Raw genomic sequence first — 24,903 nt, 5'->3', positions numbered from 1 at the left:
TTGGATTTGCCCCCCCCCCCCGTTAATAATTGTTAACAAAAAGAGGCCTATTGTGCGGCTTTCTGACTTAAATCTCATTTGTCTCTACTTTTTCAATTAATTTGTCGCAAATTTATATCATTATATTTTAATTTTACCATTTTATTGCCTAAAAAATTCTTTTTTAACATATTTATCTAGTTCCCTCTTTATCTCCCGCCTTGTTTTCTCACTTACAGGAACCAATGGTAACCGAAGCTTGTTATGGATCATACCTCTCAGATGGAGAAGGCATTTTACACCCGCAGGATTGCCCTCCACGAACATAAGCCGGAAAAGCGCATCAAAATTGGCATCCATCTTATGGTGTGCATCCGTCGCATTTCCCTCGAGGGCATTCTTCACTAACCATGCCATTTCACCGGGAAAAGCGTTGGCAAAAACCGAAATTACACCTATCCCCCCAAGTGAAATCACGTCGGTAGTGATGGCATCATCTCCCGATATAACATGAAATCCTTCAGGAGCATTATTTATAATCGTTTTAATCTGTTCAAGATCACCCGAGGCCTCTTTCACAGCAAGAATGTTGCTACAGTCACGGGCTAAACGCAAGGTGGTTTCGGCAGACATATTCACACCGGTTCTCCCGGGCACATTATAAAGGATAACAGGAAGGGGCGAGGCCTGCGATAAAGTGCAATAATGCTGATAAAGACCTTCTTGCGTGGGTTTATTGTAATAAGGGGTGACAGACAATATGGCGCTTATCCCTGAAAAATCAGTATTCTTCAGTTCATCTACCAGATCGGCGGTATTATTGCCACCCACTCCCAATACCACCGGAATTCTCCCTTTCACACGATCTACTATAAAACCGGCTACATCCCGCTTCTCTTTCTTTGAGAGCGTAGGGGGTTCGGCAGTCGTACCCATTGCCGCTATATAATTGGTGCCGCTCTCCAGTTGGAATTCTATCAATCGGGAAAGCGCTTCGTAATCTATGGAATTATCCTCTTTAAAGGGAGTGATTAAGGCCACCCCCAAGCCTTGAAAGTCAACTTTTGACATGAAAGTTCAGTTACATTAGATTATGTGAGTCGCCTCCGCGGCTCGATTTTTAATTCTCTCAACGACATAATGCAAGTAAACGTGCGTTCTATTCGGGTTTTTCAACGAAATAGTTGTTTTTTTCCAGCAGTTTATTTTCGGAACACTTGTATAATAAACAAAATGATCCAGAACTACAAAGATATATATTTTTAATCAAGTTGAAAATTATATCGAAGCACAACGGCTAAATTGTACTGATAATGTTATCTTTGTAAGTGTGAGAGTAAATATTTTTCTTATGCAATTTAAACCTGAAACATACCGTATTCCGAATATTCCCATGAAACTGTTTATAGATGCAGGTGAGATATGGGAGTACCTGAATAATACAGCCTCTTCTCCCGACAAGGTGCACCCGTGATCAATAAGTCATTGTCCAAAAATCGACTGAATCTGGAAGAAACCGCAATCCTTATCAATGCCGCCGATCAGGAATCGGTACGACTTATTAGAGAAGGGGCAAGGATGCTCAAGACTAAAGCTTACGGCAACCGCATCGTTCTGTTTGCACCACTCTATGTGGGCAATAAATGCGCTAACGACTGCATATCACTTATCAGATCCGACGCAAAGGCTGTCGTATAACAATTTGGGGTATCGGGTATAAAAAGTAATTCCCCACTCACTATTTCATTTATTTGATCAATATTCATCATCACATGGTGTAAGATATTAACAAAATGTCATTTTAAGGGGACAATCCTATTCTATAATCCGGAAAATATTCAATCATAATGATCAAATAATCGTACAAATATACAAAACCACTTCAAATTAAGGAAATTTTTCTCCAATTTAGAATAGGTTTAATGAACAAATCTGTTTGACAATGTTATAACGAATATTTATGTTTATTTCTGAATTATTTTGTACTTTTGCCGATAAATAGCCGTGTCCTATCCGTTAAAGCGGCTAATGAAATTCAAATCCGACTTATGCATATTTCAGAACTGAGTGAACAAGAGGTCATACGCCGGCAAAGCCTGGAAGAGTTGAGAGCGTTGGGAATAGAACCCTATCCTGCCGCTCTGTATGATGTAAACGCTTATTCTACCGACATAAAAAGTGAGTTTAAGGACGAGGGAGCAATCCGTCAGGTAAGTATCGCCGGCCGCATCATGAGCCGCCGGATCATGGGAAAAGCATCGTTCATCGAGTTGATGGACTCTCAAGGGCGTATACAAGTTTATATTACCCGCGATGATATTTGTCCCGGTGAAGACAAAGAACGCTATAATACCGTCTTCAAGCGATTGACAGATATCGGCGATTTCGTAGGAATAGAGGGTTTTGTTTTCCGCACCAAGACGGGGGAAATCTCTGTACATGCACAAAACCTCACCCTGCTTTCAAAATCACTGAAACCACTGCCTGTTGTAAAGATGAAAGACGGCGTGGCATACGATAAATTCTCCGATCCCGAGCTGAGATACCGCAGGCGATATGTAGACCTGCTGGTGAACGACGAAGTAAAAGATATCTTCGTGAAGCGCACCCATATTTTCGACGCCATGCGTGAATTCTTCAACAGCTATGGCTATCTTGAAGTAGATACTCCGGTATTGCAAAGTATCCCCGGTGGAGCGGCAGCACGACCATTCGTCACCCACATGAATGCGTTGGATATCGAGCTCTATCTCCGTATCGCCAATGAACTCTATTTAAAGCGGTTGATCGTAGGAGGATTTGAGGGCGTATACGAGTTTTCACGCAACTTCCGCAATGAGGGGATGGACAGGACCCATAACCCTGAATTCACAGTAATGGAGATATATGTCGCTTATAAAGACTATAAGTGGATGATGGAATTCACCGAACAAATGCTGGAGCATGTTGCAATGAAAGTGCTCGGAACAACAAAAACAAAAGTAGGTGTTCATGAGATTGATTTCAAAGCACCCTACCGGCGGGTGACTATGATTGAGGCTATCAAGGAACACACAGGCATCGATATCAGCGGAATGGATGAGGGTCAACTGCGTGATATATGCAAACAATTGGGAGTGGAACAGGATGAGACCATGGGAAAAGGCAAACTGATTGACGAGATTTTTGGTGAAAAAGCCGAAGGGAAATATATCCAGCCCACTTTCATTATCGACTATCCCATCGAGATGTCGCCTCTCTGTAAACGGCACCGGGAAAACCCTGAACTGACCGAACGGTTTGAGTTGATGGTCAACGGAAAAGAATTGGCCAATGCCTATACGGAATTAAATGACCCGATCGACCAGCGCGAACGGTTTGAAGAACAACTCCGCCTCTCGGAGAAAGGAGATGACGAAGCGATGTTCATCGACCAGGACTTCTTGCGCGCCTTAGAATACGGCATGCCTCCCACTTCAGGGATGGGTATCGGGATGGACAGGCTTGCCATGTTACTTACAGGACAGACATCCATACAGGAAGTGTTACTTTTCCCGATGATGCGTCCGGAAAAAACAGTTAAAAAAGATGGTGTATCAAAATATACCGATATCGGCATACCACAAGAATGGGTAGAACCACTCCAACAGGCAGGATATATCCATGTGAAAAATATTGAAGAAACAAATCCCAATAAGCTTCACCAGGAGATATGCGGATTGAATAAAAAATTCAAATTGAATCTACCCAACCCCACCCCCGATGAGGTGAAAGCATGGGTAGCCAAGGCATCAGAATAATGGACTCTATCGGTAAAATCTGCATTCTGGGCGCCGGCACCTGGGGAACGGCGCTGGCAAAAATCGTATTGATGAACCAGAAACATATCAATTGGTTCATCCGGCGGGACGATCAGATAGATGGATTTTATAAGCTCGGTCACAATCCCAACTACCTGACCAATGTGAAATTCAACCTTGCCCAGATCACTTTCCACTCCAATATGGAAAAAGCTATCAAGGAGTCGGATACGGTTATTATTGCCATCCCTTCCCCCTACGTGAAACAATATTTTCGTCGTCTATGGAATAATACTTTTCACGGGAAATTCATGGTATCAGCATTGAAGGGGATTATCCCGAACGAAAATAGGGTGATGAGCGAATTTCTTGCTTCTAATTTTAAAATACCGATCGAAAATATAGGTGTCCTTTCGGGTCCCTGCCATGCAGAGGAGGTGGCAATGGAACGGCTCTCGTTCCTGACTGCTGCCAGCAAGGATCAGAAAAAAGCAAAACTACTTGCCGAAGCAATTGATTCGAGAATTCTCAAAGTGAAGGTTTCAGATGATGTGACAGGCATTGAACTGGCCGCAGTACTGAAAAATATATACGCTATCGCTGCGGGGATTTGCCAGGGATTACTCTATGGCGACAACTTTCAGGCGGTGCTGATGTCTAATTGCACCAAAGAAATGGAACGCTTTCTCAATGGAGTGGTTCCACTTGAACGGAACATCGCCGAGCAACATTATCTGGGAGATATGCTGGTGACCGGTTATTCACAGTTCAGTAGAAACAGGACACTTGGAGCAATGATCGGAAAAGGGTACTCCGTGAAGACTGCACAACTGGAAATGGGGATGATTGCCGAAGGTTTTTATGGCGCAAAGTGCATCCATGACATGAACAGCCTTTTCAATATCGATATGCCTATTGCCGAAACAGTGTATAGGATTCTTTATGAGAAATTGCCACCACAAAACGGCATCAAAAAACTCATTGATTTCTTTTAAAAAACCTCTTTCAATCAACAAATCAGTAAATCAACAAATCAGTAAATCAACAAAGATGGATACGATTCAATTACACATTAAAGATCTTTCCGGGTTTATTTCGGAAGAGGATATTCTGAAACAGTCGGTACAGGCTACAGCTTGTAATCAAGCACTCCATGACGGCTCACGTGAAGGCAACGATTTTCTGGGATGGGTAACACTTCCTTCCTCCATTACAGACCAGGTATTGAGAGAGATTGAAGACGCGGCAATCGTTCTCCGTACACACTGCGATATAGTCGTAGTGGTAGGGATTGGCGGCAGTTACCTTGGTGCCCGTGCGGTGATTGACGCCCTCTCTTCCTCATTCGACTGGTTACAAGAAAAGAAAGACCGTAAAAATCCGGTAATCCTTTATGCCGGAAATAACATCAGCGAAGATTACCTCTGTGAACTGATGGGGTATATCGATGGCAAACAATTCGGCATCATCAATATCTCCAAATCAGGAACGACCACTGAACCGGCTATAGCCTTTCGCTTGCTGAAAGACCAGTTGGAGGGAAAAGTAGGCAAAGAAGAAGCCAGACAACGGATCGTGGCAATCACCGATGCCTCAAGAGGCGCCCTTCGCACATTAGCTGATACGGAAGGTTATAAGACATTCGTTATCCCCGACAATGTGGGAGGACGTTATTCGGTACTCACGCCGGTAGGATTACTTCCAATTGCCGTGGCAGGAATCGATATCCGCAAACTGGTTGCCGGCGCTCTGGAAATAGAAAAAGCAACCATGCCTTCTACTTCGTTCGATTACAACCTTCCCGCTATCTACGCTGTAATCCGCAATGAATTGTACAGACGGGGCAAGAAAATCGAAATTTTAGTGAACTATCATCCCAAACTCCATTTTCTGGCCGAATGGTGGAAGCAACTCTACGGCGAAAGCGAGGGTAAGGAAGGCGTGGGGATATTCCCGGCAGCAGTCGATTTCACCACCGACCTGCACTCCATGGGACAATGGATACAGGAAGGCGAGCGCACCATCTTTGAAACGGTGGTCACGATTGGTGAAGCTAACGAGAAAGTGCTGATTCCTCACGACAATAGAGATCTCGACGGGTTGAATTACCTAAAAGGAAAACGGGTGGATGAAGTCAACAAAATGGCTGAACTGGGAACGCGCATCGCCCATGTGGACGGCGGCGTGCCCAATCTGACGATAGAAATACCCCAGCTAAACGAAAAATATATAGGACAGTTGATCTATTTCTTCGAGAAAGCATGTGGCATCAGTGGTTACCTGCTTGGAATCAATCCTTTCAACCAACCGGGAGTGGAGGCCTATAAAAAAAACATGTTCGCCCTGCTCGAAAAACCGGGTTACGAAGAAGCTACAAAAGCAATTAAAGCAAGGTTATAAGCCAATAACTACCTATCGAGAGAATCGGGCAAGCATCTGTTTGTCCGATTTTTTTATCCATCTATTTGGTTACCAAAAGAAAATCATTTATATTTGAAGCATAAAAAAGGCGCCTCGAACTATAAAAAATCTGAAGCAATGTCAACCGCTGAATTAAAACTACAATTCTAAAAAATGATCAAAATTCTTGCACAATATCTTCAAAAAAATCATTTTTCCAAATTCGACCTGAAAGCGCTCCTCTTCGATATGGATGGCGTGCTGTATGACTCCATGCCCGCCCATGACAAATCGTGGCAGCAGACGATGGATGAATGGGGGCTGAAACACCTCCCCAACGAATTTTACCTGCAGGAAGGAAGGATAGGAAAATCAACCATTGACACAGTTTTTCAACGGAATCTACAGCGTAATGCCACGGACGCAGAAGTGACAAAAGTGTATGCCCGTAAAAGTGAGCTGTTCCAGCAATATAACAGCGGAGAACTTATTCCCGGAGCTACAGAGATATTGAATTATGTACAAGTGAATGGACTTAAGTCCGTACTCGTTACCGGCTCCGGTCAACCCTCGTTGCTGGACCGGTTAGATACTCATTTTCCCGGAATATTCACACCTGAGACGATGGTGACCGCTTTCGATGTGGAACACGGGAAACCGGATCCCGAACCCTACCTGATGGGCTTACAAAAAGGGGGAAATCTGAAACCCAACCAGGCTCTCGCGATAGAGAATGCTCCGTTGGGTATCGAATCGGCCGTTGCGGCGGGGATATTCACCATTGCAGTGAATACGGGACCTCTCCCCGACTCCATACTGACCAATGCAGGCGCTTCAATCGTTTTCCATTCAATGGAAGAGTTGCTTGAGGCCTTGCCGGAAATACTACGATTATCCCGGACAATCACAATTTAATCCAATTGAAACTGTACCCGCGTAGAGAAGTAATTTTAACTTAAACACCACCCAATGAGAACGGCTTTGAAATTACTGGTTCTTCTGCTACTGGCCGGCTGCTCTTCTCCAAAGCAACAGATTCCCGCTGAGGAGATCAACAAAGAAATCGCAAGGGGAAATTTCACAAGAGCGATGGAACTGATCGATTCTCTTGTTGCCGGAAGGCAAATCGGAGAACTACAGCAAAGGAATCTTCTGTTTATCCGGGATTCCCTGCATCGGGTAAAACTGGATTTCAATAAAACGAAGGAAGAGATTGTCGGATGGATCGAAAGTAATCGCTTGTTTACCCCTTCCGATTCACTGCTATATAACTGGGAACAATCAAAAACACTTGAGTTCAGGGTTATCGACGGAGAGAAACGGTATTTCCGGAATGCGGCACCCAACCTCTTCAGGGTGAATGCTTCGGCAATAGAACTGAGTCCGACAGCTGTTCCTGGCTCGGATATTCCTCGTGATACTCTATTGATCGATGCCTTCAATCACAAAATCACCAGTGATACGAAAGGGAAATACCTTCTCCCCGAAAAAAAGATGAAGGCTCGCTACACACTGACCGTAAATGCAAATGCGGTGCCGGACGGAGAATTAGTGAAAGCATGGCTACCATTCCCCAGAAAGGATATCGACAGACAAACCAATGTGAAACTGCTCGCAACCTCACAACCTGATTACATACTGTCTGACGACAAAACAGCACATACGAGCCTTTATATGGAACAAAAAGCCGTAGCAAGTGAACCGACCGTTTTTTGGATCGATTTTGAGTTTTCCTCCCGCGGGGAGTGGTTTAATTTATCAGAGATAGAAGCTACTCCTTATGATAAAAATAATACGCTGATCCAAACATATACCGCGGAACAGAAGCCACATATCAGATTTTCCCGGACTATCCGGCAGCTGACCGACAGCATAACCCGGAATACAGAAACCCCGATAGAAATCCTTCGGGCGGTATATCGTCATATCGCAACCAATTACCCCTGGGCAAGCGCATTGGAATATTCCACCATCGCCAATATTCCGGAATATGTTATCGAAAATCGCAAAGGCGACTGCGGACAGGTAGCATTGTTATTAATCACCATGTTGCGATACAAAGGCGTGCCGGCCCGCTGGCAAAGCGGATGGATGACCCACCCGGGAGAGGTGAACCTGCACGATTGGGCGGAGGTCTATTTTGAAGGTACCGGTTGGGTTCCGGTAGATATTTCATTTGGTCGTGGACCGGAAGTGCCTATCCAGTCGGGACGGGAATTCTTTATGAGTGGCATCGACTCCTATCGTTTGTATATCAATTCCGGTTTTTCAGGAGAATTTTATCCCGGGAAGAGATTCCCTCGTAGCGAAACGGTAGATTTTCAACGCGGTGAGGTAGAATCCGGCCAATGGAATCTTTATTTCGACCAATGGAAATATAGGATGGATGTAAGCTATCAATAATGGATTCTATTCATTACCTTTGTAAAAACAAGACAGTGGCATGAATATAAATGATTATGGATTTATACGTGTAGCAGCCGCATCTCCAAAATTAAAGGTGGCGGACTGCCATTACAACACCGAAGAAATAAAACGGGTCATAGAGCAGGCAGAGCAGGAAAAAGTACAGTTACTCTGCTTTCCCGAACTGTGCATCACGGCTTATAGCTGCGGCGATCTGTTCTTCCAGAAAGCATTGCAACAGAAAGCGCTGGAGTCATTATACGAATTGATCCGTTTTCTGAAAGAAAAGCCTTCCTTGATCGTTATCGTAGGACTTCCCTTGTGTATCAAAAACAATCTTTACAATGTAGCTGCCGTATTGTCGGGGAAGGGTATTCTGGGTTTTGTACCCAAAACTTACATCCCCAACAATAACGAGTACTATGAAAAAAGATGGTTCACTTCCGGAGACAACCTTTCCGATTTCACGGTAACCATAGAGGGTAATAACTTTGATCCCGCAGAGGATATTGAGAACTGCAAGATACCCATCGCATCGAGAGGGATGATCTTTGACACTCCATTCGGCAGTTTTGGCGTGGAAATCTGTGAAGACCTCTGGATGCCAGTTCCTCCTTCATCCGAACTGGCAATGCAGGGAGCGGACATCATCTTTAACCTCTCGGCAAGCAACGAACTGGTAGGCAAGAACCATTACCGTAAATCACTGGTATTGCAACAATCAGGGCGATGCAACGTGGCTTATATTTACGCTTCGGCCGGCTGGGGTGAATCCACTACCGACATGGTCTTTTCCGGAGCCTGTTTCATTGCCGAAAACGGATCCATACTGGCAGAAGCGGAACGGTTCTCGGCAGAAAGCGAACTTATCATCTCCGATATCGATATCGATGTATTGCGCTTCGACCGGCTGAAAAACAGCAACTATCCATCCGTCATATATCACCAGAAAAAGGAAATCAACTGTTATATTGATTTTGTGATACCGGACAAAATGTACCGCAAATTCAACCCTCATCCTTTTATTCCTTCTCAAGCAATGTATGACGAGAGCCTTTCCGAGATTTTTGATATTCAAACCCATGGATTAGCCAAGCGGCTGATACATACCGGCATCAGGAAAGTAACCATAGGGATTTCAGGTGGACTGGATTCAACTCTGGCGTTGCTGGTAACCGTGAAGACATTCGATCTGTTGGGTCTCCCACATGAAAATATCTACGGTATCACCATGCCCGGCTTCGGCACTACCGACAGGACATATGGCAACGCCATCTCCCTGATGAAATCGCTGGGTGTGACCGTGAAGGAAATATCTATCAAGGACGCTGTCATCCAACATTTCAAGGATATCGGACAGGATATCGCCCTTCTTGACGTGACTTATGAAAACAGTCAGGCACGCGAACGTACCCAAATACTGATGGATTATGCCAATAAGATCGGCGGACTGGTGGTAGGTACCGGTAATATGTCGGAACTGGCACTTGGATGGGCCACCTACAACGGTGATCACATGTCGATGTACGGCGTAAATACGAGTGTGCCCAAGACGCTGGTTGCTACCCTTGTCAGGTGGATTGCCGATAGCCGTATCAATGACGAAAGTGCACGTGCTATTTTACACGATATACTTGACACACCTTTCAGTCCCGAACTGCTACCGGCCGGTGATGATGGTAAGATCGCACAGGAAACCGAACATTTCGTGGGGCCCTATGAACTGCACGACTTTTTTCTACACCGTATGCTACGCTATGGCGACGCACCCACACGCATACGTTTCATGGCCGAACAAGCTTTTGACGGAAAATATTCCCTGGAGGAACTGGTGAAATGGCTGAAACTATTCTATAGACGTTTCTTTGCCCAACAGTTCAAACGCTCCTGCATGCCGGACGGCCCCAAGGTAGGCTCCGTGAACCTTTCTCCCCGCGGTGACTGGCGCATGCCAAGTGATGCGTCGGCAAATATCTGGCTGGCGGAACTGGATGAATGGGAATGATATCAAAGAGCAATATAAACCTATAATTTTTGTAATAGAAACCATACTACATGCAACAATTAATATCCCTCTTCACCTCCTATACCGGCAAAACCAGTCCTACACTGGATGCTTTACCCACTTCCGGGTCAAACAGGCGATATTTCCGTCTAAAAAAGGATGATGTATCACTTATTGGCGTGCATGGAGAATCGCTCGAGGAGAATCGTGCATTCATAGAATTGTCCCGCCATTTTCACCGGCAACAACTGAACACGCCCGAGGTGTTCGCCGTTTCAAAGGATAAAATGTGCTATATCCAACAAGATCTGGGAAATAATGTCCTGTTCGACGCCATAAAAGGTGGCAGACTGACAGGCGTTTTCAGTCATGAAGAAAAAGTACTCCTGCACAAAACCATTGCGATGCTTGCCGATTTTCAGGTGAAGGGCGCACAGGGACTTGATTTCAATGTCTGCTATCCCCTACCGGAATTCAACCACCGTTCCGTATATTGGGATTTGAATTATTTCAAATATAATTTCCTGAAAACGACCGGCATGGATTTTCTGGAAGACCCGCTGGAGACTGACTTTGAAAAGTTGATGGAAAACCTGCTGCAGGATCAATCGGAAACTTTTATGTACCGCGATTTCCAGTCGCGTAATGTGATGTTGGTGGACGGAAATCCATGGTTTATCGATTTCCAGGGCGGCAGGAAAGGTCCGGTCTATTATGATGTGGCCTCATTCCTCTGGCAGGCAAAAGCCAATTTCCCTGAGGAGTTGAGGAATGAACTTGTCCATACATATATTGGCTCTTTGCAAAAATACCAACCGGTGGATGACGTCGATTTTCTGAAACAATTGCGCCAGTTTGTGCTATTCCGCACATTACAGGTGCTGGGAGCTTATGGATTCAGGGGATATTTCGAGAAGAAACCGCATTTTATCCAAAGTATACCTTTCGCGCTGAACAACCTCCGGGATTTGCTGAAAGAAGGATTTGAAGAGTATCCTTATCTCACCGGCATATTGAGGGAGATGACGGAGTTGAAACAATTCGCCGACACCCAGAAGCGTGAACTGAAAGTGCGTGTCTATAGCTTCGCCTATAAAAAGGGGATCCCCAACGACAGCTCCGGCAATGGAGGAGGTTATGTATTCGATTGTCGTGCCATCAATAATCCGGGAAAATATGAACGATATAATAATGTAACCGGTCTGGATGAACCGGTAATCCAGTTTCTGGAAGAAGATGGTGAAATAATGGAGTTCCTTGACAATATATATCCTTTGGTAGATAAGCATGTGAAACGGTACAAAGACCGCGGTTTCACCGATCTGATGATCTCATTCGGGTGTACCGGCGGTCAACACCGCTCGGTCTACGCTGCCCAGAAAACAGCAGAACACATCTCGAAGAAATTCGGAGTCAAAGTCTCGTTGGTACACCGCGAACAGAATATCGAACAGGAGTTCAGGAAAAGATGAAAGCGATGATATTTGCTGCCGGGCTTGGCACACGGCTCAAACCCCTTACCAACACTATGCCGAAAGCATTAGTGCCGGTCGGGGGAAAACCGTTATTGCAACATACTATCGAAAAACTGAAAGCCTCCGGATTCGATGAGATTATCATCAATGTGCACCATTTTGCGGGGCAGATTATCGATTTTGTGGAGGCTAACCATTGTTTTGGCATTCATATCGAATTCTCAGATGAGCGGGAAAAACTGTTAGACACCGGTGGAGGGATTAAAAAGACAGCTCCATTTTTTAATGATAACAAGCCGTTCCTGGTGCATAATGTGGATATACTTTCCAATATTGACTTACGAAAACTATATGATACATGCACACAGAGTAACTTTCTGGGGCCACAGCTACAATCCGGTCAGTACCGGTTAGACGAAACGGATATACACTCCATCCAAAACAATCCGATAGCAGCCCTCGTCTGCAGCGAACGAAAGACATCCCGTTATCTTCTATTTGATAACGACAACCGCCTAAAAGGATGGATCAATGAAAAAACCGGTGAAATAAAATCACCTTTCCCCTATTTCGATCCCCGGCATTACAGGAAACTGGCTTTTGCGGGAATACAAATTCTCCATCCTGACATTTTCCAATATATGCCTAATCTTCCGGATCGTTTCTCCATCATCGACTTTTACCTCTCTATCTGCAATAAAGAAAATATCGACTATTATATCCCCGGGAACCTGAAAATAATTGATGTAGGAAAAATAGACTCTCTGCAAGAAGCAATACAGTTTTTGGATCAACTTTGCTGACAATACCACCTCCTAGTTATTCTTTTAAGGAATACATAAGCATGGGATTATCTATAGAAAAAATATGGAGCGACGATGAACAAGACATCAAATTGACGCCTCCCTTTTTTTAACTTAATTCCTTAATTACTGCGACACCTTATTAGTTAAGATTATTTAACGACACTCTATTTAATAAATTATTTTATTTAAAAGCTTGCATATTTAAATTTATTACTTTTAATTTGTCGTATCATATAAAATAATTATTATATTATTAGCGAATACATAATTAAATTATAATTAAAATGTATAAAATGAATAACTTTAACTTGATGACATCACAATATAAAACTGAATTATTTGAGAGTGTACTTCCTTTCTGGCTCACCCATTCACAGGACAAAGAATTCGGCGGATACTTCACCTGTCTCGATCGTCAGGGGAATGTATTTGATACTGATAAATTCATCTGGCTTCAGGGTCGCCAGGTATGGCTATTTTCAATGCTGTACAATAAGGTAGAAAAACGTCAGGAATGGCTCGATTGCGCCATACAGGGAGCCGAATTTTTGAAAAGACATGGCCATGACGGGAACTTCAACTGGTATTTTTCACTTACCCGGGAAGGGAACCCATTGGTAGAACCCTATAATATCTTTTCTTATACTTTTGCAGCGATGGGATTTGGACAATTGAGCCTGGCAACCGGCAACCAGGAATATGCCGACATTGCCAAACGCACTTTCGAAAATATCCTTTCCAAAAAAAATAATCCAAAAGGAAAATGGAATAAAGCCTATCCCGGGACACGTCCGCTCAAAGGATTTTCCCTACCGATGATTCTGAGTAATCTCACCCTCGAAATTGAGCATCTGCTCGACAAGGAGATCATTGAACGCACTATGGAAGAATGCATCCATGAAGTGATGGAGGTATTCCTGCGCCCTGAATTGGGAGGGATTATCGTAGAAAATGTGAACCGGGACGGCACCCTGTCCGATACCTTTGGTGGACGTCTGGTGAATCCGGGACACGGGATAGAAGCGATGTGGTTCATCATGGACCTGGGAGTACGGCTCAACCGCCCCAAACTGATAGAAAAAGCTACAGAGACTACCCTAAGAACAATAGAATATGGCTGGGATAAAAAGTATGACGGCATCTTTTACTTTATGGACAGGAAGGGAGCCCCTCTACAGGAATTGGAATGGGACCAGAAACTGTGGTGGGTACATGTGGAAGCGTTGATATCACTGCTGAAAGGATATCATTTAACCGGCTCCGAGGAGTCTCTCCAATGGTTTAAAAAAGTACACGATTACACTTGGAACCATTTCAAAGACCCGGAATACCCGGAATGGTGGGGGTATTTGAATCGTCGCGGGGAAGTATTGTTGGATTTGAAAGGAGGTAAATGGAAAGGATGCTTCCATGTACCAAGGGGATTGTACCAGTGCTGGAAGGTGCTGGAAGAAATAAATAGGACCGAAATAGAATCAAAAGAACATAAACAATCACTTTCTAATGTAGGATTATAAACCGATAAATAAATAGACAAGAAATGGGAAAAACGCCTTTTCATATAACTGTTCAATATTCTTTAATACTTCCAGCAATAATAACATCTATCCTCGCTTGCTCAAATAGCCATGGTAATAAAACAGATGAAGATCTTATCTTTAAAGAAGATATTGAATTGGACAATCTAAAACATCATAAAGCAGTCCCAAATGATTTGGTTTTGATTTATGATGGAGGAGCACACCGAAATATAAAATGGGATAAAAGCCATTTCGCTCCCTATATATTTACGGAAAAAGAGGGTGAAAGTAATTTACTATTTGACGGATTCCTGTTTTTGGAAATTAAAGATGGAAATGGACGAGGATTCGCATCTGGTTATGAAAAAGCAGCTGCCCGGAAAATCGAATGGGAAAAACTTTTAGAGAACTTTTTTATCAAAAACAATGCTATTCATGCACTCAATGAACAGATAGATGAGTTAGTGAAGAGCCGCATTATAGACGGTACAATCGAGAAAAGAAAAGTGATATTGAGCATACCTGAACCAATCCCCAACCAGAAAGACTGGGGGGAGTTAAAGAATCAAAAGATGGATTTTTCGAATCGGAAAGATCGGTTAGCTGCTTGTGAATGGTATATTGAATATGCGGAACAACTTTTTAAAAAAGCAAATTTAAAACATGTAGAATTAGTTGGATTCTATTGGTTAGCTGAGGAAGCAACCAATAGTCGCGATCTTGCTAAATATGTTGCAAATTATATTTATAAAAAAGGCTATGATTTTTACTGGATCCCTTATTTTAATTCTGATGGATATGAGGAATGGCAAACCCTTGGATTTAACCAGATTTATTACCAACCTAATTATTTTTTTAATGAAAGTGTTCCTTACTCCCAATTAGAAAAAGCCTGCCAAAGGGCTAAGGATAACTTCATGCATATGGAAATTGAATTTGATGAAAGAGTTTTAGCCAGCAGTGGATGGGGATATCGGTTGAGTGATTACTTAGATGTATTCACAAAATATGGAGTATTTGATACTTTAAAAGTTGCCTATTACCAAGGAGGTGATGCTTTTTACCAACTGTCACAATCGAAAGATCCGGAAGACCAACAACTGTATAATAGACTGACAGATATTATTATAAAAAGACAAGACGTAAACTTTAAAAAAAATTGAATATGAAATGAACATGGGATTCTTACGTGATCCCAAACAGCTGGAAAGTAGGCAATCGCGTACAATATTATCATTGAAATCAACTTCATTACATGAAGATAAACTATTAATACCTAATTAAAATACACTTAAAGGCTATCAATCTGTCAGCAAAGACTTAAATTTCCGGAAAGGAAATTGCTAACAAATAAAAAAAATTGGCCATATTGTTAAATTAAAATTAAACCAAGTTCAATGAAAAAAATGAAATCACTCTTCCTTGGAAGAAAAGTAAAACGAACGCTGTTTATTTTGAATTGTTTCATCTTCCTGATTTGCAATACCAATGTATTTGCGCAAAGTAATATTAGAGGGACTGTGAAAGATTCAAAAGGCGAAAGCTTAATCGGAGTGAATGTGGTGATAAAAGGTACCGCACAAGGTACAACCACAGATATGAATGGAGAGTTTAGTATCAGTGTCACAGATAGGAACGCTATACTTGAACTCACTTATGTAGGTTTTAGGACTCAAGATGTTTCTCTAGACGGTCAGACATATATAAACATAACTATGTCTGAAGACATGGAATTACTGGATGAAGTAGTTGTAGTTGGCTATGGAACACAAAAGAAAATGCACGTGACCGGCTCTGTGGCACAAGTGGACGCTAAAGACATTATACGCGCACCATCTGGTGAGTTGACAAGCGCATTAGCCGGAAAATTACCAGGCTTAGTTGCCACACAAAAATCAGGACAGCCTGGAGCGGATGGTTCAACTCTCCGGATTCGCGGTATCTCTACGTTAGGCGATGCTGCTCCTATGATTATTGTGGATGATGTTCAAAGATCATTCAACAATTTAGATCCTAATGAAATAGAGAGTATCACAATACTAAAAGATGCTTCTTCAGCCGCAGTATATGGTATGCAAGGAGCTGGTGGGGTTATTCTGATAAAAACTAAACGAGGTCGTATACAAAAACCGCAAATTACTTATACAGGGAAAATTCAGTATAATCAGAATACAAACTATCCTAAATTTTTAAATGGACCAGATTTTATCAAATGGTATAATAAAGCCCTTGAAATGGATGGAATGGAACCTCTCTTCACGGAATCCGTATATGATAAAGTATTAAATGGAGATCCGGAAGGTAAATATGCAAATACTAATTGGTTTAATGCCTTGATGAAAGATGGCGCTATGGCAACCCACCACAACATCTCAGTAAATGGAGGCAATGAAACCACAAACTATTTTCTCTCCATTGGATATTATGATCAAGACGGAATTCTTGACAAATTCTCATTCAAAAGATATAATCTCCGGTCAAATATTGATGTCAACCTTAAGAATGGTTTTAAATTAGGGTTGGACCTGGGAGCTCGACAGGAAGACCGCAAAGGGGGATACTACTCTGTGGGAAATCAGGCATGGAATAATCCTATCAACATGGCACAACGTATGGTTCCAATAACTCCTACCGAATATGAGGGATTACCTGTGGCAGCGAATATAAGTGAGTCCGACAAATCCAATCCTATTGCCTATAATAACCTCACAGGATATAACAACTCAATTCTGAATGTATTGCTTTCTTCATTGACGTTAGCGTGGGATGTACCTTGGGTCAAAGGTTTAAATCTTAAACTAAAGACATCGTACGATAAAGATTATACTACTTCAAAATCATGGAGAGAGCAGTTCAAAATGAACAGCTACAATATAAGAACTGAACAATACGAGGTTGTAGAAGCTAATCACGGGGATCCAAAAGAAGCTGTATTGGCCAACAACAGTTCTCAGGCTGAACGATTAACAGTTCAACCATCTATAAGCTATACCGCCACATTTGGGAAACACAACATATCGGCTTTATTCTTATATGAACAATCCTCACACAAAAGTGAAAACGTTGGAGCAACCGTACAAGGTTTCGACCTGACCACATTACATGAAATAAATTTAGGAAAAGACATATTATTAGGGAAAAAGTCAGAAGGTGTCAGGGGTGGAAGTTATAAATTCAATCGTGCCGGCTACGTAGGACGTATCAATTATAGTTATGAAAACAAGTACTTGGCAGAACTGGTTGCTCGTTATGACGGATCAGTCCGATTTCCACCGGAAAACAGATGGGGCTTCTTTCCCGCAGCATCTTTCGGATGGAGAATATCGGAAGAATCTTTTTTCGCTCCCTACAAGAATAAAATTGAAAATCTGAAATTACGTGCATCTGTAGGGATATTAGGTAACGACCGTATTGGCGATTTCCAGTATTTAAATTTGATGAATCCAAATCCACCTACACTTTATATAGGAGATAAAGAGTATATCTCAATCTATACGGCGGGAAATATCAACCGGAATATTACCTGGGAAAAAACTGCGACCTATAATATTGGGTACGAGTTAATGCTAAACAAAGGTATTTTTGGAATGGAATTTGATTTATTCTATAAATTAACTAAGGATATCCTAATTTCGAGTAGTGCTATCTATCCACCCTCTCTGGGAGGAAACCATCCGAGCACTATTAACGGAGGAAAAGTCAGCAACAAAGGATTTGAATTGGTATTGACACATCAGAATAACATTAACGAATTCCAATATAATATAAAAGGAAATGTTGGCTGGTCTCGCAATAAGATATTAAAAATGAATGAAAGTCCAAATACTCCTGATTATCAAAAAAGGACAGGTCGGAAAATGGGAGAAAAGATAGGATTCATAACAGATGGCCTTTATCAGAATAAAGAAGATATCATCAATAGTGCGACTTTGGGACACTTAAGTAAAGATCAAATCCGGCCAGGAGACATCCGATACAAGGACTTGAACAGTGATGGAAAAATTGATCGGGCGCAAGACTATACATTCATAGGGAACAGTAATTTACCGGAACTCATGTATGGCCTTAATATAGGAGCAGCATGGAGGGATTTCGATTTTTCTATTTTCTTCCAGGGAGCTGCCATCACCGATGTATTTTTAAGTGGTGTATATGGCAATGGACATGTGGATGCTACAATACTTACCCGCCCCTTCTTCGGTAATGGAAATTCTCCTAATTTTCTGATCGAGAATAGTTGGACTCCGGACAATCCCAACTCAGAATTCACCCGATTGACAACAATTGCCGCAGAAATGGGAAACACAAATGGCTGGGCTTCCGACTGGTGGATCCGTAACGGTAGTTATCTACGCTTAAAAAATATCCAACTGGGATATACATTAAAAAACAATTATGTCCGCAACATTGGAATTGACAACATTAGATTTACGCTTACCGGAAGTAATCTCTTCACTTGGTCTGAATTGACAAAATACAATATAGACCCGGAAATGCCTGAGATTACAAATGGATATTACCCGCAACAGCGGACGTATGAATTCGGAATCAATCTAACTTTTTAACAGGTAAAACAATGAAAATCTTGAAAATAACAACACTCATTGCAATTGTTTTGATATTTACACGTTGTGCTGACTTCTTAGACCCTGATCCGCGTGAAAAATATACAGAAATGGACGCATGGAAATCGGTGGAAAACACCTATTTGTACATAAATGGATTTTATAAACCCATTTATGAATATGGCCCTTATGGACTCAAATATGCAGAAGTGAGTATGCATGATGGATTCTCCGATATTCTCCGTTATAACACTAACGTAATGGGAGGAGCCGGGGGAGATGTGAATAAGGTTGTTTACACCGGCGGCATCAGTCCTTCAAGCAATATTCTAAGTGACTACTCCTACGAATATAACCGAATACGGCGTATCAATGAATTTTTGTATGGTCTGAAAACATACACAAAATATGATGAAAAAATAGTAGCGTTAATGGAGGCTCAAGCTCGGTTTTTCAGGGCTTACCTACACTTTATGTTGGTAAGAAATCACGGAAGTATTGTCATTCGTGATTATATTGATGGTCCGAATGAAGCATTTAAAGCTCGAAGTTCAGAGAGTGATTGTTGGGATTTTATTGAGAGTGACTTAGATTTTGCCGCTGAAAATCTACCGGACGAATGGGATAAAGACAATTATGGACGCATAACCAAGGGTGCGGTATATGGATTTAAATCCAGAGTAATGCTTTATGCACGACGTTGGGAAAAAGCCGCAGATGCCGCCCAAATGGTCATTGACAAAGAAGAATCGCTATATGATCTATTGCCCGAATACGCAGAAGTATTCAAGCAATCCGATTTGTGCAAAGAAACCGTGTTGGGATACAGATTTCATGGTCAACTCAATCACTCAATTCAATTTGACAAGTTATATAGTCCCAGTGGTGATTTTGATCCAGAGAACAAAGAAATAAAAAGTATAGCTGTGCCCACACAAGAGATGATAGATTCATATTACATGGCTGATGGCAGTAAGTTTGACTGGGACATTCCTGAACATGCAGCAAATCCCTATCAAAACAGAGAACCCCGTTTTTATGCTTCCATACTATATAATGGAGCGCCATGGAAAGGTCGCACAATAGAAACATTTGTTGGAGGTAAAGATGGATTTAAAGAATTTGGGACGGAAAATCATCCTAACTCAACTACCACAGGATATTATATCCGTAAACTGCTGGATGAACAGGTTACAGATATGACAAAAAAAGGAACAACGGCATGGTCTGAAGTGCGTTATGCGGAAGTACTTCTAAATCAATCAGAAGCATTAAACGAATTGGGAAAATCAAGCGAAGCTTTGGCTCCCTTGAATAAAGTACGGAAAAGAGCCAAGCTGCCCAATATAACCGAAACAAGCCAACCAAATTTGAGGCAAATTATCAGGGAAGAACGTAAAATTGAGTTGGCTTTTGAAGGACAACGCTACTGGGATCTAAGGAGATGGAGGATCGCACTGGATGTATTAGGAGGAAAACGCATGCATGGGATGAAAATCACAAAAAATACAGACAACACCTTCACCTACGAAGTTGTGGATTGCGACGGGAAAAATCGTTTTTTCGAAGAACGCTACTACCAATTTCCTATACCATTATCCGAACTCCAAAATAATCCGGAATGTAAACAAATAGACAAGTGGTAACAAAAACAAAAGATAAAATGAAAAATATATTTAAGGTCATTGGAATCCTGGTGTTGGCCTTGGCATTTTCGTGTGAAAAAGCAGAGGAACTAATACCTACTTTAGGAAATGAAATAACCGGAATCCGTATTATGCTACCAAATGATAGCAATACCGATTTTGCCGTAACACCCAACGAAAATAATGAAATTTATCTGGAAGTGGATGGGGCTCGGAATACAGATCTTACTAAAATACGTATGTCGGTTAGTATTCCGAATAATGCAACTGTTGAATCAGAGGTGCCACTGGGAGAATACATGGATTTTTCTCAACCGGTGACCATCGGAATTATTGGAGCTGATGGTGAAAAAAGAACATATACGATCAAATTAAAAATCATCCCGACAGCCATCAAAGTATCAGAGTTATGGAAAAAAACAGGTTCAGAATTGGGATTTTCAGCCCATAATAACGGTGCTATCGGCATCAGCGGAAATTACATTGTTGTTCATGACAGATCCGGGTTCTCCTATTTCAACTTAACAGATGGAGCTAAAGCTGGTAATATGTCTTGGGAAGGAATCGACTGGCAAGACTTGGGATTCAAAATGCCACTTCATATGACGACTGATGATGCCGGCAACATTGCATCTTGCAATGCAGCCACTGCAGTGGGACAGGAAATTCACATGTTTTGGTGGAAAGGAGTTACCGCCAAACCTGAACTTCTCTTTAAATATGTACTTGAAAACATGCCAGGCGCCCAAATCGGCAGAAAAATATATGTCAAAGGAGACCTGACACAACATGCTTTCGTATATCTTGCAGTATCTAATAATAACACGATATTGCGATGGGAAGTAAGAGATGGGAGAACGGTTTCTGAAACACCTAAAAAAATCGATTTTGATATCGATTATACCATGGGAGTGCAAGCAAAAGTTGTTCCCATAGAGCTCGGAGAAAATACCAATTATTTTATCAATCGTTTTGTGAATGGGGTAGCTCAAGTGGCAATAACCTATATGGATGGGGTAACAAATACACCTATATATGAATCGGAGCATCATATCCAGGATGTATTCCATCAATGGTTAGGCGGGGGACACGCTTTTGATTATGCTGACATGAACGGGGCAAGATATATTTTTCTAATTGAACAGAATGCCAGCAGTTGGATGAGAGAAATCTTCACCGTAAGAGCTATGATGAAAGACCCCTCAAGTATAAACAACATTACAAGCCTGATACATACACGTGTATGGAATGATTGGGAAAAATTTCCACTTGATCCGTCACTTGGTTCAAACGGCAATTCTACGGGAGAAGTAAAAATTCTTGTAGCACCCGATGGAAACTCTTGTACCGTAGCTTTCTTATGCACCAATAGCGGCGTTATAGTATGGAATGTTGAATTAGAATAAATGACTTTTTCATACCTTAAAGAGGGAAACCAGTTTTCCTCTTTAAGGTATGATCAATGAGAAAAATCAAACCTAATGACAACAACTTATTCACGCAGGAATTTTTTAAAAACGGTATCGGCGGGTGGAGTACTGCTAGTCACACCCTCCGGATTACAAAGCATGTCGAAAGATAATGCACTGCAACGGGTATCCATTACCCAAAGAGAAGAGACACTAACGGCAGACATCGTCATTATCGGAGGAGGATTGGGAGGCGTGGCAGCGGCACTTTCATCGCTCAGAAACGGGAAAAGAGTGATCCTTACCGAGGAAACGGATTGGTTGGGAGGGCAACTCACACAACAGGGAGTTCCTCCGGATGAACACCGCTGGATAGAACATACGGGATCGACGAAGACATACCGGGAACTGAGGAACCATATCAGGGAATATTACCGGAGTAATTATCCTTTAAAAGAGAGTGCAAGGAACAACCCTTATCTGAATCCCGGTAACGCATCCGTATCCCGGTTATGCCATGAGCCGAAAGTCGCTTTGACAATTATTCTTGAAATATTGGCTCCTTATATAAGTTCCGGAAAACTGACGGTACTATATCAATACAAAGCCATAAAAAGTTCCGTAAACAAGGATACCGTTGAGGACATAACCGTAAAAAGCAGTGTAACAGCAGACATCAAAATATTGAAAGCTCCCTATTTTGTGGATGCCACGGAATTAGGAGATTTGTTACCACTAACGGGGACGGAATTTATTACCGGTTCGGAATCACGTAAAGATACCGGAGAGCTGCATGCTCCGGAGGAAGCCAACCCCAACAATATACAGGCTTTCACTATATGTTTTGCAATTGATTATCTACCTGAAGAAAATCATGTTATTGAGAAGCCTTCGGATTACACATTCTGGAGGGATTTCACGCCTCAGTTAAAACAGCCATGGCCTGGCAAACTCCTGGCAATGCATTATTCCAATCCCCGGACGCTGGAGAAAAAAGCACTTTGTGTGGATCCTACGAATAAAGGATGCGGAGATATCTTCAATCTTTGGAGTTACAGGCGGATCGTGGACAAGAATAATTTTGAAGATGGGTTCTATTCCGGCGATATTTCATTGATAAACTGGCCACAGAATGATTATTTCCTGGGGAACCTCATCGGAGCGTCCGACAGGGATTTTAACAAGTTTGTCGAGGAAGGAAAACAATTAAGTTTATCATTATTGTATTGGTTACAGACAGAAGCCCCTCATCCCGACGGAGGAAAAGGATGGCCAGGGTTGCGATTGCGGAAAGATATCCTGGGAACGGATGACGGGTTGGCAAAATACCCTTACGTGAGGGAAGCAAGGCGCATTAAATCTCTTTTTACTGTAACAGAAGAGCATGTAGGATGTGACAATAGGGCTTTGGTAGCTACAGAGAACAAAGATAAAGCGGCCTTTTTCCATGACAGCATCGGCATCGGATATTACCCTATCGACTTGCATCCAACAACAGCAATGGATAATTATATCGATATGGATGCTTTGAGATTTCAAATTCCGTTGGGAGCGTTGCTTCCGGTGAGAATGAAGAATCTTATTCCGGCAAATAAGAACATAGGCACTACCCATATTACAAACGGCTGTTACCGCTTGCATCCTGTAGAATGGAATATCGGGGAAGCAGTAGGAGAATTGCTGTCATTTTCACTGGACAATAACTACTCGCCGCATCAGATCCGGAAAGAGAAAAATGTGCTGAATGATTTTCAATTGAGGATCCGATCCCGTGGAATTGAAACTGAATGGCCTTCGGATGAAGAGCTGGAAAAAATGTAATTTCCAGATGAAACCGTTCAAAAACAGACCTAAATGAAACGACGATTTTTTTTACAATCATGCGGGGCAGCACTCCTGGCAGGGAGTCTCTCCCCTGAAATACAGGCTGTAATCCGACACAATCCGGGTAAAATAAAACCGATAGAGGGATCATGGTTCGAATTCCAACACCATAACATGGCTGAAGGAAAATATTGGGATGCGACTTTGAAGTCATTCACGGCAAAACAATGGGACATGAAGGTGAAAGAAATTGCCGATTGCGGTATCCGTTACATGGTTTTACTTGATGTGGCCATCAACGGCAAGACCTTTTATCCTTCCTCATTGCAGCCTCAACACGAAATGAATTGCGACGACTCGTTGGAAACGATTTTAAGCGCGGCAGATAAATATGACGTGAACTTTTTTATCAGCAACGACTACTTCGGGGACTATAAGAATCCTTATTTCCTGATGACGGATCCGGAAATCAACAAATTGCGGTTAAAGGGGATGGATGAAATTGCGGAAAAGTATGCGCACCATAAAAGCTTTTACGGTTGGTATTATCCCAATGAAACCGGCATCACAGGTTATTATGATGATTTCTTTATCGATTATGTGAACGCATCTTCCGCCGAGGCCGCGAAATTAACCCCTAAAGCAAAAACATTAATCGCTCCTTACGGTACAAAGAATGTGAAAGCCGATGACCAGTTTACACGTCAACTGGAGAAGTTGGATGTTGATTTTATAGCCTATCAAGATGAAATAGGAGTGGAAAAAACACAAGTGGAAGAAAGTGCCAAATATTTTGAACAGTTATACCGTGTTCATAAGAAAGCTTCACATGCACATTTGTGGGCGGATGTGGAAATATTCCGGTTCGAAGGAGAGGTATATCGAAGCGCTCTCTTACCTGCGCCGGCCGAACGCGTTATCCGCCAATTGGAGGCTGTATCACCGTTTGTGGAAAAAATATTGATTTACCAGTACACCGGTCTACTGAATAAGCCGGGCAGTCAAGCTTTTGCCGGCCACCCCGACTCTGAGATACTCTATAAAGAACTGGATAAACATAAAGTACTGGATAACAAATAGAATATAGAG

Annotated in this window: 18 protein-coding genes; 17 read left to right on the top strand and 1 reads right to left on the bottom strand. The window is 42.2% G+C overall.

The window, feature by feature from the left end; genetic code table 11:
- Positions 1-141 precede the first annotated feature (141 nt).
- Entirely contained in the window at positions 142-1,050 is a 909-nt protein-coding gene (dapA, locus tag B4G81_RS10520) for a 4-hydroxy-tetrahydrodipicolinate synthase (protein WP_294082275.1), read from the bottom strand.
- Positions 1,051-1,330: 280 nt separating this feature from the next.
- Here dapA and B4G81_RS10515 point away from each other — a divergent pair, with 280 nt between their 5' ends.
- The 17 genes from B4G81_RS10515 to B4G81_RS10435 all read left to right on the top strand — a co-directional run bounded on the left by B4G81_RS10515 (position 1,331) and on the right by B4G81_RS10435 (position 24,894).
- A complete protein-coding gene (locus B4G81_RS10515) occupies positions 1,331-1,453 on the top strand; it encodes a hypothetical protein (RefSeq protein ID WP_294082273.1) in 123 nt (40 codons plus the stop codon).
- An 11-nt stretch (positions 1,454-1,464) separates the two neighbouring features.
- Positions 1,465-1,677: a hypothetical protein gene (locus B4G81_RS10510; RefSeq protein ID WP_294082271.1), complete on the top strand. Its 213-nt coding sequence runs from the start codon at positions 1,465-1,467 to the stop codon at positions 1,675-1,677.
- 350 nt (positions 1,678-2,027) lie between these two features.
- Positions 2,028-3,758 (top strand): lysine--tRNA ligase, encoded by a 1,731-nt coding sequence (gene lysS / locus B4G81_RS10505; RefSeq protein ID WP_294082270.1) that lies wholly within the window; start codon positions 2,028-2,030, stop codon positions 3,756-3,758.
- A complete protein-coding gene (locus B4G81_RS10500; RefSeq protein WP_294082268.1) occupies positions 3,758-4,753 on the top strand; it encodes an NAD(P)H-dependent glycerol-3-phosphate dehydrogenase in 996 nt (331 codons plus the stop codon). The genes lysS and B4G81_RS10500 overlap by 1 nt, the downstream gene beginning before the upstream one ends.
- Before the next feature lie 55 nt (positions 4,754-4,808).
- Entirely contained in the window at positions 4,809-6,158 is a 1,350-nt protein-coding gene (locus B4G81_RS10495; protein WP_294082266.1) for a glucose-6-phosphate isomerase, read from the top strand.
- Positions 6,159-6,332: 174 nt separating this feature from the next.
- Complete coding sequence (locus B4G81_RS10490) at positions 6,333-7,073, top strand: HAD hydrolase-like protein (RefSeq protein WP_294082265.1); 741 nt, start codon at positions 6,333-6,335, stop codon at positions 7,071-7,073.
- Between the two features lie 54 nt (positions 7,074-7,127).
- A complete protein-coding gene (locus tag B4G81_RS10485) occupies positions 7,128-8,561 on the top strand; it encodes a transglutaminase-like domain-containing protein (protein WP_294082264.1) in 1,434 nt (477 codons plus the stop codon).
- A 40-nt stretch (positions 8,562-8,601) separates the two neighbouring features.
- On the top strand, positions 8,602-10,569 hold the full coding sequence (locus B4G81_RS10480; protein ID WP_294082263.1) for an NAD(+) synthase: 1,968 nt from the start codon (positions 8,602-8,604) through the stop codon (positions 10,567-10,569).
- A 50-nt stretch (positions 10,570-10,619) separates the two neighbouring features.
- Positions 10,620-12,041 carry a RapZ C-terminal domain-containing protein gene (locus B4G81_RS10475; protein ID WP_294082262.1) on the top strand — a complete coding sequence of 474 codons (1,422 nt, stop codon included), beginning with the start codon at positions 10,620-10,622 and terminating at the stop codon, positions 12,039-12,041.
- The gene (locus B4G81_RS10470; protein WP_294082261.1) at positions 12,038-12,847 is read left to right on the top strand and encodes a nucleotidyltransferase family protein; all 810 of its coding nucleotides are present in this window, start codon (positions 12,038-12,040) and stop codon (positions 12,845-12,847) included. Before B4G81_RS10475 ends, B4G81_RS10470 begins: the two co-directional genes overlap by 4 nt.
- A gap of 296 nt (positions 12,848-13,143) precedes the next feature.
- Positions 13,144-14,367, top strand: coding sequence for an AGE family epimerase/isomerase (locus B4G81_RS10465; protein ID WP_294082260.1), 1,224 nt, complete (start codon positions 13,144-13,146; stop codon positions 14,365-14,367).
- A gap of 23 nt (positions 14,368-14,390) precedes the next feature.
- Positions 14,391-15,533, top strand: a complete 1,143-nt coding sequence (locus B4G81_RS10460; protein ID WP_294082259.1) for a DUF4855 domain-containing protein — start codon at positions 14,391-14,393, stop codon at positions 15,531-15,533.
- Between the two features lie 234 nt (positions 15,534-15,767).
- Positions 15,768-18,935, top strand: a complete 3,168-nt coding sequence (locus B4G81_RS10455; RefSeq protein ID WP_294082258.1) for a SusC/RagA family TonB-linked outer membrane protein — start codon at positions 15,768-15,770, stop codon at positions 18,933-18,935.
- Positions 18,936-18,946: 11 nt separating this feature from the next.
- Complete coding sequence (locus B4G81_RS10450; RefSeq protein WP_294082257.1) at positions 18,947-20,581, top strand: RagB/SusD family nutrient uptake outer membrane protein; 1,635 nt, start codon at positions 18,947-18,949, stop codon at positions 20,579-20,581.
- A gap of 17 nt (positions 20,582-20,598) precedes the next feature.
- Positions 20,599-21,987, top strand: a complete 1,389-nt coding sequence (locus B4G81_RS10445; protein WP_294082256.1) for a DUF5018 domain-containing protein — start codon at positions 20,599-20,601, stop codon at positions 21,985-21,987.
- Positions 21,988-22,062: 75 nt separating this feature from the next.
- On the top strand, positions 22,063-23,811 hold the full coding sequence (locus B4G81_RS10440) for an FAD-dependent oxidoreductase (RefSeq protein WP_294082255.1): 1,749 nt from the start codon (positions 22,063-22,065) through the stop codon (positions 23,809-23,811).
- Positions 23,812-23,844: 33 nt separating this feature from the next.
- The gene (locus tag B4G81_RS10435) at positions 23,845-24,894 is read left to right on the top strand and encodes a DUF4434 domain-containing protein (RefSeq protein WP_294082254.1); all 1,050 of its coding nucleotides are present in this window, start codon (positions 23,845-23,847) and stop codon (positions 24,892-24,894) included.
- Positions 24,895-24,903: the final 9 nt, after the last annotated feature.

It is taken from the genome of Proteiniphilum sp. UBA5384, from assembly GCF_002410825.1.
Classification (GTDB): domain Bacteria; phylum Bacteroidota; class Bacteroidia; order Bacteroidales; family Dysgonomonadaceae; genus Proteiniphilum.
The sequence above is the reverse complement of the archived record's forward strand: the minus strand, read 5'-3'. Positions and strand labels throughout refer to the sequence as shown.